This is a genomic window from Atlantibacter hermannii (assembly GCF_009907385.1).
GTDB classification, from domain to species: Bacteria; Pseudomonadota; Gammaproteobacteria; order Enterobacterales; family Enterobacteriaceae; genus Atlantibacter; species Atlantibacter hermannii_A.
Window position 1 is genome coordinate 84,072 of sequence record NZ_JAAATR010000003.1, and the last position, 12,406, is coordinate 96,477.

13 protein-coding genes are annotated in these 12,406 nt (G+C 52.4%); 10 read left to right on the top strand and 3 right to left on the bottom strand.

Annotated features, from left to right (window positions below):
- Nucleotides 1-2: 2 nt before the first annotated feature.
- From rnpA to GV764_RS01590, 9 genes are all read left to right on the top strand, one after another.
- Entirely contained in the window at nt 3-362 is a 360-nt protein-coding gene (rnpA, locus tag GV764_RS01550; RefSeq protein ID WP_002435532.1) for a ribonuclease P protein component, read from the top strand.
- Entirely contained in the window at nt 326-583 is a 258-nt protein-coding gene (gene yidD, locus GV764_RS01555; protein WP_161658784.1) for a membrane protein insertion efficiency factor YidD, read from the top strand. Before rnpA ends, yidD begins: the two co-directional genes overlap by 37 nt.
- Nucleotides 584-585: 2 nt before the next feature.
- Entirely contained in the window at nt 586-2,229 is a 1,644-nt protein-coding gene (gene yidC / locus GV764_RS01560) for a membrane protein insertase YidC (RefSeq protein ID WP_161658785.1), read from the top strand.
- Nucleotides 2,230-2,321: 92 nt separating this feature from the next.
- Entirely contained in the window at nt 2,322-3,686 is a 1,365-nt protein-coding gene (gene mnmE / locus GV764_RS01565; protein WP_161658786.1) for a tRNA uridine-5-carboxymethylaminomethyl(34) synthesis GTPase MnmE, read from the top strand.
- A 249-nt stretch (nt 3,687-3,935) separates the two neighbouring features.
- Complete coding sequence (locus GV764_RS22330) at nt 3,936-4,010, top strand: tryptophanase leader peptide (RefSeq protein ID WP_161658815.1); 75 nt, start codon at nt 3,936-3,938, stop codon at nt 4,008-4,010.
- A gap of 263 nt (nt 4,011-4,273) precedes the next feature.
- Nucleotides 4,274-5,689 carry a tryptophanase gene (gene tnaA / locus GV764_RS01575; RefSeq protein ID WP_161658787.1) on the top strand — a complete coding sequence of 472 codons (1,416 nt, stop codon included), beginning with the start codon at nt 4,274-4,276 and terminating at the stop codon, nt 5,687-5,689.
- 105 nt (nt 5,690-5,794) lie between these two features.
- Nucleotides 5,795-7,045, top strand: a complete 1,251-nt coding sequence (gene tnaB / locus GV764_RS01580; RefSeq protein ID WP_161658788.1) for a low affinity tryptophan permease TnaB — start codon at nt 5,795-5,797, stop codon at nt 7,043-7,045.
- A 230-nt stretch (nt 7,046-7,275) separates the two neighbouring features.
- Complete coding sequence (locus tag GV764_RS01585) at nt 7,276-8,058, top strand: 4'-phosphopantetheinyl transferase family protein (protein WP_161658789.1); 783 nt, start codon at nt 7,276-7,278, stop codon at nt 8,056-8,058.
- Complete coding sequence (locus GV764_RS01590) at nt 8,051-8,617, top strand: NADPH-dependent FMN reductase (protein WP_161658790.1); 567 nt, start codon at nt 8,051-8,053, stop codon at nt 8,615-8,617. Before GV764_RS01585 ends, GV764_RS01590 begins: the two co-directional genes overlap by 8 nt.
- Nucleotides 8,618-8,651: 34 nt before the next feature.
- Here GV764_RS01590 and GV764_RS01595 read toward each other — a convergent pair whose 3' ends face one another.
- Complete coding sequence (locus tag GV764_RS01595; protein WP_125292904.1) at nt 8,652-9,989, bottom strand: NCS2 family permease; 1,338 nt, start codon at nt 9,987-9,989, stop codon at nt 8,652-8,654.
- Nucleotides 9,990-10,168: 179 nt separating this feature from the next.
- On the opposite strand from GV764_RS01595, the gene yieH reads away from it, so the two are divergent.
- Nucleotides 10,169-10,834, top strand: coding sequence for a 6-phosphogluconate phosphatase (gene yieH / locus GV764_RS01600; RefSeq protein ID WP_161658791.1), 666 nt, complete (start codon nt 10,169-10,171; stop codon nt 10,832-10,834).
- A 41-nt stretch (nt 10,835-10,875) separates the two neighbouring features.
- Here the strand turns inward: yieH and phoU are convergent, their stop codons facing one another.
- Both phoU and pstB read right to left on the bottom strand, forming a co-directional pair.
- On the bottom strand, nt 10,876-11,601 hold the full coding sequence (gene phoU / locus GV764_RS01605) for a phosphate signaling complex protein PhoU (protein WP_125292906.1): 726 nt from the start codon (nt 11,599-11,601) through the stop codon (nt 10,876-10,878).
- A 13-nt stretch (nt 11,602-11,614) separates the two neighbouring features.
- Entirely contained in the window at nt 11,615-12,388 is a 774-nt protein-coding gene (pstB, locus tag GV764_RS01610; RefSeq protein ID WP_161658792.1) for a phosphate ABC transporter ATP-binding protein PstB, read from the bottom strand.
- Nucleotides 12,389-12,406: the final 18 nt, after the last annotated feature.

Below are 12,406 nucleotides of genomic sequence, written 5' to 3' on the forward strand. Positions count from 1 at the left end.
TGGTGGTTAAGCTCGCATTTCCCAGGGAGTTACGTTTGTTAACTCCCAATCATTTCACTTTCGTCTTCCAGCAGCCACTTCGGGCTGGCACGCCGCAAATCACCATCCTCGGCCGCCTTAACTCGCTGGGGCATCCCCGTATCGGTCTTACCGTCGCGAAAAAAAACGTTAAACGTGCTCATGAGCGCAATCGGATTAAACGTCTGACGCGTGAAAGCTTTCGTTTACGTCAGCATGAACTTCCGCCGATGGATTTTGTGGTGGTCGCGAAACGCGGTATTGCCGATCTCGATAATCGGGCGCTTTCGGAAGCATTGGAAAAGTTATGGCGCCGCCATTGTCGCCTGGCTCGCGAGTCCTGATCGGTCTCATCCGGGTCTATCAACGCCTGATAAGTCCGCTTCTCGGGCCGCACTGCCGTTTCTCACCAACCTGTTCTCACTACGGAATTGAGGCATTGCGCAGGTTTGGAGTGATAAAAGGCAGTTGGTTGACAGTGAAACGCGTATTAAAATGCCACCCTTTACACCCAGGTGGCGACGACCCCGTCCCGCCAGGACCTTTTGATACCAGAGAACACTAACGATGGATTCGCAACGCAATCTCCTTCTCATCGCTTTGTTGTTCGTGTCTTTCATGATCTGGCAAGCCTGGGAGCAGGATAAAAATCCTCAGCCCCAGCAGCAGCAGACCACGCAGACTACGACCACCGCAGCGGGTAGTGCCAGCCAGGGCGTACCAGCCAGTGGCCAGGGGAAACTCATTACGGTTAAAACCGACGTCCTGTCTCTTACCATCAACACGCGTGGTGGTGACATTGAGCAGGCTCTGCTTTTGGGCTACCCGAAAGAGCTGGGTTCTAACGAACCGTTCCAACTGCTGGAAACCACACCGCAGTTTATCTATCAGGCGCAGAGTGGCCTGACTGGCCGCGACGGCCCGGATAACCCGGCTAACGGCGCGCGTCCGCTGTATAACGTTGAGAGCGATAGCTTTGCGCTGGCTGACGGCCAGAACGAGCTGGTGATCCCGCTGACCTGGACCGATGCCGCTGGCAACACCTTCACCAAATCTTTCACCCTGAAGCGCGGTGAATATGCAGTGAACGTGGGCTACAGCGTGCAGAACGCCGGTGAGAAGCCGCTGGAACTGTCTACCTTTGGTCAGTTGAAGCAGACCATCAATCTGCCGAGCCATCGTGATACCGGTAGCAACAACTTTGCGTTGCACACTTTCCGTGGCGCGGCGTTCTCTACGCCGGACGAGAAGTACGAAAAGTATAACTTCGACAAAATCGTCGATAACGAGAACCTGAACGTCAGCTCTAACGGCGGCTGGGTTGCGATGCTGCAACAGTACTTCGCCACCGCATGGGTACCGCGCAACGACGGCGCGAATAACTTCTATACCGCTAACCTGGGTAACGGCGTAGCAGCGATTGGTTATAAATCCGCACCGGTTCTGGTTCAGCCTGGCCAGACTGGCACGCTGGGCAGCACCCTGTGGGTTGGCCCGGAAATTCAGGACAAAATGGCTGCCGTTGCGCCGCACCTGGATTTAACCGTGGATTACGGCTGGTTGTGGTTTATCTCTCAGCCGCTGTTTAAGCTGCTGAAGTGGATCCACAGCTTCCTGGGCAACTGGGGCTTCTCGATCATCGCTATCACCTTTATCGTTCGTGGCGTGATGTACCCGCTGACTAAAGCGCAGTACACCTCGATGGCGAAAATGCGTTTGCTGCAGCCGAAGATTCAGGCCATGCGCGAACGTCTGGGCGATGATAAACAACGCATCAGCCAGGAAATGATGGCGCTGTACAAGTCGGAAAAAGTGAACCCGCTGGGTGGCTGCTTCCCGCTGCTGATTCAGATGCCTATTTTCCTTGCGTTGTACTACATGCTGATGGGTTCCGTGGAACTGCGCCATGCGCCGTTCGCCCTGTGGATCCATGACTTGTCAGCCCAGGACCCGTACTACATTCTGCCGATCCTGATGGGCGTGACGATGTTCTTCATCCAGAAGATGTCGCCGACCACCGTGACCGACCCGATGCAGCAGAAGATCATGACTTTTATGCCGGTCATCTTTACGGTCTTCTTCCTGTGGTTCCCGTCAGGTCTGGTGCTGTACTATATCGTCAGCAACCTGGTGACCATCCTTCAGCAGCAGCTGATTTATCGTGGTCTGGAGAAACGTGGCCTGCATAGCCGCGAGAAGAAAAGCTCCTGATACGCGAATCAGTAACAGCTAATATGGAAGGCGGTCGATAGACCGCCTTTTTTATTTTTAAGTATTAAAGACAGAAACCACAGAGAAATTTCATGAGCCAAAACGACACTATCGTCGCCCAGGCCACCCCTCCGGGACGTGGCGGCGTGGGCATTCTGCGTATCTCCGGCCTGAAAGCGCGCGATGTGGCGCAGGCGGTGCTCGGAAAACTGCCGAAGCCGCGCTATGCCGACTATCTGCCGTTTCGCGATCTGGATAACGCCGCGCTCGATCAGGGCATCGCCCTGTGGTTTCCTGGCCCCCACTCCTTCACCGGCGAAGACGTGCTGGAACTTCAGGGCCACGGCGGTCCGGTGATCCTTGACCTGTTGTTAAAGCGCATTCTGACTATTCCCGGCGTACGTATCGCGAAGCCCGGCGAATTTTCCGAGCGCGCTTTCCTGAACGATAAGCTTGATTTAGCACAGGCCGAAGCCATTGCCGACCTGATCGACGCCAGCTCCGAGCAGGCGGCGCGTTCGGCGCTCAACTCATTGCAGGGTGTCTTCTCTACCCGCGTAAACCAGCTTGTGGAAGCACTTACTCACCTGCGAATCTACGTGGAAGCGGCTATCGACTTTCCAGATGAAGAGATCGACTTCCTTTCCGACGGCAAAATCGAAGCGCAGCTTAACGACGTAATGGCCGATCTCGACGCGGTACGTGCCGAAGCGCGCCAGGGTAGCCTGCTGCGTGAAGGGATGAAAGTGGTGATCGCCGGGCGGCCAAATGCCGGGAAATCGAGCCTGCTGAACGCGCTGGCTGGCCGCGAGGCCGCGATTGTCACCGATATCGCCGGGACCACGCGTGACGTGCTGCGCGAGCATATCCACATTGACGGCATGCCGCTGCATATCATCGATACCGCCGGTCTGCGCGAGGCCAGCGATGAAGTCGAACGTATCGGCATTGAACGCGCGTGGCAGGAAATCGAGCAGGCAGACCGGGTATTGTTTATGGTGGATGGCACCACCACTGACGCCACCGATCCGGCAGCAATCTGGCCTGATTTTATTGCCCGCTTACCGGAAAAACTGCCGATTACCGTGGTGCGTAACAAAGCGGACATCACCGGCGAAACGCAGGGACTAAGCGAAGTGAATGGTCACTCACTTATTCGTCTGTCGGCGCGTACCGGTAATGGCGTCGAGGTCTTGCGCGACCATCTGAAACGCAGCATGGGCTTTGATACCAACATGGAAGGCGGCTTCCTGGCGCGCCGCCGCCACTTGCAGGCGCTGGAAACCGCCGCGCAGCATCTGGAGCAAGGCAAAGCACAGCTGCTGGGCGCATGGGCGGGCGAACTGCTGGCCGAAGAACTGCGTCTTGCCCAGCAGAGCCTGAGCGAAATCACCGGGGAATTTACTTCTGATGATTTGCTGGGACGGATTTTCTCCAGTTTTTGTATTGGTAAGTAATGCTTCACGATGCCGCAATAACCGAAGGCTGTTGCGGCTTCATGTCACGTTTTCCCGCCATAAATATCGCGACAAACGAAACCACTGAATCAATAACCGCCCCAATATTTCCCTGAATTTTTAAATAAGTGATGAACGTTTATTTTCTGAATTTTAACTGTGATATTAATCACAATTAAAATAATCACTGATGGACAAATGTTTTGATTAACATAATGTAGCAATGTGTCTAATGAGGATAACTCAATCATGATTATCTTAAATACATACATCATCTCTAAATGGTTTAATGTTGACAATACAATTGCCAATCATCATCCTTAATTCTCTTCGCCCCACCTCTACCAGAAAATAAAATAGATTTTATACAATCTATTGATTTGGTATGCCCTGAATGATTCCGCTCATTATTATGGTTGCAGCACGCAGCCCTGGATACGCTTACGCTGCGTATTTCAGGTGGATCTACTGCAATAGCAATAAATGCGCCACGAATTATAAAAGACATACTCAAACAATTTTTAATGATTATTTTTCAATAAATAGTCACCAGGTTCTCTATAATCGAATTATCCAAGGATTATGTAATGGAAAACTTTAAGCATTTACCTGAACCGTTCCGCATCAGAGTGATCGAACCCGTTAAACGCACCACCAGAGAGCATCGCGAAAACGCCATTATTAAATCAGGGATGAACCCATTCCTGCTGGATAGCGAAGATGTATTTATTGACTTATTGACCGATAGCGGCACCGGCGCGGTCACGCAAAATATGCAAGCGGCGATGCTGCGCGGTGACGAAGCTTATAGCGGCAGCCGCAGCTATTATGCGTTAGCAGATGCGGTAAAAAATATTTTTGGCTATCAGCACACCATTCCTACGCATCAGGGTCGTGGCGCTGAACAAATTTATATTCCGGTGTTAATCAAAAAACGTGAGCAGGAAAAAGGTTTAGACAGGACCAAAATGGTTGCTTTCTCAAACTATTTCTTCGATACCACGCAAGGCCATAGCCAAATTAACGGTTGCACTGTTCGCAACGTTTATATTAAAGAAGCGTTCGATACCGCTGTACGCTACGACTTTAAAGGTAACTTCGATCTTGAAGGACTCGAGCGCGGGATTGAAGAAGTCGGTGCCAATAACGTACCGTATATTGTCGCAACGATTACCAGTAACTCCGCAGGTGGGCAACCGGTATCGTTAGCAAACCTGAAAGCCATGTACCGTATTGCTAAAAAATACGATATTCCGGTAGTCATGGACTCAGCACGTTTTGCAGAAAACGCCTATTTTATTCAAAAGCGTGAAGCAGAATATAAAGACTGGAGCATCGAGGAAATTACCCGCGAAACTTATAAATATGCTGATATGCTCGCCATGTCCGCGAAAAAAGACGCCATGGTGCCGATGGGTGGATTACTCTGCATCAAGGATGACAGTTTCCTGGATGTTTATACCGAATGCAGAACCCTTTGCGTAGTTCAGGAAGGCTTCCCTACCTACGGCGGTTTAGAGGGCGGCGCAATGGAGCGTCTGGCGGCTGGCCTGTATGATGGCATGGGGCAAGACTGGCTGGCTTACCGTATCGCTCAGGTTAAATATTTAGTTGATGGTCTTGAAGCCATTGGCGTAACCTGCCAGCAAGCGGGCGGCCATGCGGCATTCGTTGATGCCGGTAAATTATTACCGCATATTCCTGCTGAGCAATTCCCCGCTCAGGCGCTTGCTTGCGAATTATACAAAGTGGCTGGCATTCGGGCCGTTGAAATTGGATCGTTCCTGTTGGGTCGCGATCCCAAAACCGGCAAACAATTACCCTGCCCGGCAGAACTGCTGCGTTTAACGATTCCACGCGCAACCTATACTCAGACGCATATGGACTTCATCATTGAAGCATTCCAGCATGTAAAAGAAAATGCGGCGAATATTAAAGGCCTGACGTTTACCTATGAGCCTAAAGTATTACGTCACTTCACGGCTAAACTTAAAGAAGTTTAATCGCAAAGAGATTGGGTGGTTAGCAATAACCACCCAAAACCATAAACTTTCATTGAGTTATTGCAAACATTATCAATTATAGCTCGCTATAATTAATGAGGCATCATGGAAGAAAATTCGAATCCTAAACACTCAGCGTTTTGGGGCGTTATGGTGATTGCTGGAACGGTGATTGGCGGGGGGATGTTTGCTTTACCTGTTGATCTCGCCGGTGCCTGGTTTTTCTGGGCTGCTTTCATTTTAATAATCGCCTGGTTTTCAATGTTGCACTCGGGTTTATTATTATTAGAAGCCAACTTAAACTATCCCGTCGGTTCCAGTTTTAACACCATTACTAAAGATTTACTTGGCAATACATGGAATATCGTCAGCGGTATTACCGTCGCCTTTGTTCTTTATATCCTCACTTATGCTTATATCTCTGCTAATGGCGCTATTATCAGTGAAACGATCGCCATTAACATGGGGTCGCACGTCAATCCGCGAATTATTGGCATTTGTACCGCCGTATTTGTTGCCAGCGTTTTATGGATAAGTTCTTTAGCCGCAAGCAGAATCACTTCCCTGTTTTTAGGGATAAAAATCATTGCTTTTGTTATTGTTTTTGGTTCATTTTTCTTCCAGGTTGACTTTTCAATATTACGGGACGCTGGCGGAACCGGCGGCATTGATGCATCCTACTTCCCGTATATCTTCATGGCAATGCCCGTGTGCCTGGCCTCGTTTGGCTTTCACGGAAATATTCCCAGCCTGATCATTTGTTATGGAAAACGAAAAGACAAACTTATAAAAAGTATCGTTTTAGGCTCGCTGTTGGCGCTGGTTATTTACCTGTTCTGGTTATATTGCACTATGGGTAATATCACTCGGGAGAGTTTCAAAGAAATTATCTCTTCGGGCGGGAATGTCGATTCACTGGTCAAATCTTTCCTCGGCACTAAACAACACGGGATTATAGAATTTTGCTTGCTGGTGTTTTCTAACCTTGCCGTAGCCAGTTCGTTCTTTGGCGTCACGTTAGGATTATTTGATTATCTGGCAGACTTATTCAAAATGGATAACTCGCCATCAGGTCGTCTGAAGACCGTTTTATTGACCTTTCTTCCCCCTGCGGTTCTCTACCTGATTTTCCCTAACGGCTTTATCTATGGCATTGGCGGCGCAGGACTGTGTGCAACGATATGGGCGGTAATCATCCCTGCTGCACTCGCGTTAAAGGCGCGGAAAAAATTCCCTGATCAAATTTTTACCGTATGGGGCGGGGTTCTGATACCTTCCATTGTTATCTTATTCGGTGTTGTCGTGATCCTCTGCTGGTTCGGTAATGTGTTCCAGCTGTTGCCGCGATTCGGTTAACCACAACACTCGCCAACTCCCCATCTTACTGAGCCGCTCCTCCCCGGAGCGGCTTTTCTACTTTATCAGCCCGGTTTCCCGACTCATTAAAGTACAGCGTTCAGCTTAATGAATTGTAAAAGTGACTTTTTGAGCTTTTCGAAACTCAAATTCCGCATTAAAACCTAAGAACGATGCGCGATAATGTTGATTATCGTTTCCTTACACTGACCATTATCATGGAGCGACAAATGGCAACGCATTTTGTTCGAGGACTGTTAAGCCCCGACGCCCCCTTATCTCCTCGATTGTGCGCCGCAAGCCTTGAGCTGGCGCGACAGTTACCCGAACACCGACGCCAGCGCTTTTTAGCTTCCCGTTCATTGCTCGCCGAGATGATGTTCCGCTTTTTTGGTATTAAGACTCTTCCTCCTCTTCACACCACGCCGCATGGTAAACCGCAGTTCCGGGATCGTGAGCTGGCGGATTTTTCTATCGCTTACGCCGGGAATATGGTGGGCATCGCGCTCACGACGGAGGGCCGCTGCGGCCTGGATATGGCGCTCCAGCGCACCACACGCGGGTTTTCTCTGCCCGATACCAGCGATCAGGCGTATCCGTTTACCAGCAATGAATCAACATGGATTGCCAGGCAACATGACGCCATCGAAGCCAAAACCCAGCTGGTAACGTTACGCCACAGCGTGCTGAAAATGACCGGTGAAAAGGATCACACCTCGGATACGGTGCAGCTCCAGCCCTCCGCCGGCAAACTGCGGGTGGCAAACTGCCCCCAGGTGGAATCGATTTGCGATGTGGAGGATATCCTGATCTGGTCGGTTACCGCCTCGCCCGCCATCGAAAAGCTGACGCTATGGCAATACCACCAGCAGAACTGGAAAACCCTGCCGGACATTCCGAGCCGCCGCAACGATGAAGCCTCGCGCCTGATGCGTTTTACCAGCCTGCCGGCTGAAAAAGTTCATATACTCAATCATCCGCATTCCGTAACGTCAGGGAGTCATCATGTCTGAATCGCTAAAAGTTGTGACACTACTGGGAAGCCTGCGTAAAGGCTCGTTTAACGCCATGGTTGCGCGGACGCTGCCGAAGCTGGCACCAGCAGGAATGGACATCGCCGCGCTGCCAACCATCGCGGATATCCCGCTGTATGACGCCGATATCCAGCAGGACGAAGGCTTTCCAAAAAGCGTGGAAGCCATCGCGGCGCAAATCCGCGAAGCCGACGGGGTAGTGATTGTCACGCCGGAATATAACTATTCGGTGCCGGGCGGCCTGAAGAACGCCATCGACTGGCTGTCGCGCCTGCCTGACCAGCCGCTGGCGGGCAAACCGGTATTGATTCAAACCAGCTCGATGGGTGCCATTGGCGGCGCGCGCTGCCAGTATCATTTGCGCCAGATCCTGGTGTTCCTTGACGCCATGGTGATGAACAAGCCGGAGTTTATGGGCGGGGTGATCCAGAATAAAGTGGATACCCAGACGGGCGAAGTGATTGACCAGAGCACCCTGGACCATTTGACCGGGCAGTTAACGGCCTTTGGCGAGTACATTCAGCGAGTGCGCAACTGATGTGAAAAGGGCCAGCGATGCTGGCCCTTGTTGATTAATGCGCGTCGATAAACACGATTTTCAGGGTGAACAGCAGCGCCACCACTACCACGCAGGCGCTCAGGTCGCGGAAGCGGCCGGTGAACACTTTCATCACGCAGTAAGAGATAAAGCCCAGCGCGATGCCTTCGGTGATAGAGAAGCTAAACGGCATCATCACGGCGGTGATAAACGCTGGCACCGCTTCGGTGAGGTCATCCCACTTCACGCGCGCCAGGCTTGAAGTCATCAGCACGCCCACATAAATCAGCGCGCCCGCAGCCGCATAGCCCGGCACCATGCCCGCCAGCGGCGACAGGAAGATCACCAGCAGGAACAGTAACCCGACGATCACGGCCGTGAGGCCGGTGCGGCCACCCACGGAAACCCCGGAAGACGATTCGATGTAAGCGGTCACTGACGATGTACCGATAAACGAACCGGTTACCGACGAAATACTGTCGACATACAGCGCCTGCTTCATGCGCGGGAAGCGGCCTTTTTCATCGGTCAGCCCCGCTTTATCGGTTACGCCGATCAGGGTGCCGGAGGAGTCGAACAGGTTTACCAGCATAAAGGAGAAAATAACGCCCGCCAGGCCGATGTTCAGCGAGCCTGCCAGATCCACCTGGCCCACCACGCTCATCACGCTCGGCGGCGCGGAAACAATCCCGTGGTACTGCACATCGCCCAGCATCCAGCCCAGCAGCGTGGTGACAACGATAGACACCAGCACCGCAGCGTGAATATTACGCGACGCCAGAACGGCGATGATAAAGAAGCCCAGCGCGCCCAGCAGCGTGGAGTGAGACGTCAGATTGCCGATAGTGACCAGGGTTTCCGGGTTCGCCACAATAATCCCGGCATTTTTCAGGCCCATCATGCCGATGAACAGACCAATACCGCTGGTGATGCCCACACGCAGGCTGACCGGGATATTCGCAATCATCCAGTAACGCACGCGGAAAATCGTCAGGATCAGCAGGCCGACCGCGCCCCAGAAAATCGCGCCCATGCCGATTTGCCAGGAGAGGCCCATCGCCCCGACCACCACAAAGGCGAAGAAGGCGTTAAGGCCCATCGCGGGTGCCAGCGCCACCGGCAGGTTGGCGAATAACCCCATCAGGATACTGCCGAAGGCAGCGATCAGACAGGTCGTCACAAAGACGGCGCTGGTGTCCATGCCAGCCGCGCCCAGAATTTGCGGGTTAACGAAAACGATATACACCATCGTCAGGAAAGTCGTGATACCGGCAATCACTTCGGTACGGGCGGTTGTGCCGTGTTCACGCAGTTTAAACACGCGCTCAAGCACCCCCGGTTGCGAAGCCGGAGTAGCGTTTTGTTGGCTCATTATCAGTTTCCGAACATGAGGAGGGAAAATTCGCCGGTTATCCTATACCAAAAAAGCGTCAGGTTGACGGCTATCACAGACTTTTTTTCATTGATTTTGCTTATACGGGATCGTTTGCGCAGGGCAAAAATTTGCGCAATCAGGTAAAATGCCGTTTCATTCTCAAAAAAGGAAACGGCATGTCCCGGATTGATGCGGTATTTTTTGACTGTGATGGCACGTTAGTCGACAGCGAAGTGATCTGCTCTAAAGCTTACGTGCATATGTTTGCGCAATATGGCATCCAGCTCGATCTGGAGGAGGTGCATAAGACCTTCAAGGGGATAAAGCTCTACGAGATCATCGATACCCTCAGCAATCAGCACGGCGTGAATCTGAACAAAGCCGATCTGGAAGCGGTGTATCGCGCTGAAGTCGCCAGATTGTTTGAGAGCGAACTGGTGGAAATCGAAGGCGCAGCGGAATTGCTGAAGAAGATGAAAGTGCCGATGTGCATCGTATCTAACGGCCCGGTCACCAAAATGCAGCACTCGCTGGGCAAAACCGGCATGCTCGATCACTTCCCGGATCTGCTGTACAGCGGGTATGACATCCAACGCTGGAAGCCGGACCCGGCCATCATGCACCACGCCGCCGATGCGATGCAGGTGGATGTGAAAAACTGCGTGCTGGTGGATGACTCGTCCGCAGGAGCGATGGCGGGTGTGGCGGCGGGTATGGAGGTGTATTACTTCTGCGCCGATCCGCACAACAAGCCGATCGACCATCCGAAAGTCACCGCGTTTACCGCCCTGTCGCAATTGCCTGAACTGTGGCGCGCGCGCGGTTGGGATATTACTGAATAGCCTGTAAATGAAAACGCCAGCATCTGCTGGCGTTAATGATTTTATTCTTTCGGGTCTTTGCCCGCCAGCAGCTTATCCAGCTCATCCCCGCCGACGTGACGGAAATCCTGGCCCTTCACGAAGTAGAAAATGTATTCGCAAATATTCTGGCAGCGGTCGCCGATACGCTCGATAGAGCGGGCGCAGAACAGCGCGGTCAGCACGCTTGGAATGGTGCGCGAATCTTCCATCATATAAGTCATCAGCTGGCGCACGATGCCCTCATACTCCTGATCCACTTTTTTGTCTTCGCGGTAAATACGCACCGCTTCGTCCAGATCCATACGGGCGAACGCATCCAGCACATCGTGCAGCATCTGCACGGTGTGGCGGCCCAGGGATTCCAGGCTTACCAGCAGCGGCTGGTGCTGCTGGGAAAATTTCTCCAGCGCGGTACGGCAGATTTTGTCCGCCACGTCGCCAATGCGTTCCAGCTCGGCGATGGTCTTAATGATCGCCATCACCAGGCGCAGGTCGCTGGCGGTAGGCTGGCGTTTGGCAATGATGCGCACGCAGGCTTCATCGATGGCCACTTCCATCATGTTGACCTGCTGGTCGCCCTCAATTACGCGCTTCGCCAGCTCGCCATCCTGGTTGTGCATAGCGGTAATCGCATCAGAGAGCTGCTGTTCCACCAGCCCACCCATCGTCATCACCTGGGTGCGGATATGTTCCAGCTCCGCATTAAACTGACCGGAAATATGTTTGTTGAGATTCAGATTGTCCATGGTTAACTCCCCATCAACCGTAGCGGCCAGTAATATAATCTTCCGTTTGCTTCATCTTCGGCTTGGTAAAGATGTCATCCGTGTTGCTGAACTCGATCAATTCGCCAAGATACATAAACGCAGTATGGTCAGAACAACGCGCCGCCTGCTGCATGTTGTGCGTCACGATAACCACGGTGTAATCCTGCTTCAGCTCGGTGATCAGCTCTTCAATACGGCCAGTGGAGATCGGGTCAAGCGCCGAACAGGGTTCATCCAGCAGCAGGACTTCCGGGCGGATGGCGATACCGCGCGCGATACACAGGCGCTGCTGCTGACCACCCGAGAGAGAGTACCCACTCTGGTGCAATTTATCCCGGGTTTCATTCCATAATGCGGCTTTGGTCAAAGCCCACTGCACGCGCTCGTCCATATCGCTGCGCGACAGCTTTTCAAACAGGCGTACGCCAAACGCGATGTTGTCGTAAATCGACATTGGGAACGGCGTCGGCTTCTGGAAAACCATCCCGACTTTGGCGCGCAGCAGCGCGATGTCCTGGGAATGGTTCAGGATGTTTTCGCCATCCAGCAGGATCTCGCCTTCCGCGCGCTGCTCCGGGTAAAGCTCAAACATTTTGTTAAAGGTACGCAGCAGCGTGGATTTGCCGCAACCTGACGGGCCGATAAACGCCGTCACTTCGTTTTTGGCGATATCCAGACTGATATTCTTCAGGGCATGGAATTTCCCGTAATAGAAGTTCAAATCACGAACCTGAATTTTACCGGGGGTGTGTTCAACCATACTCATCGTCTTCTTTTCCTCATC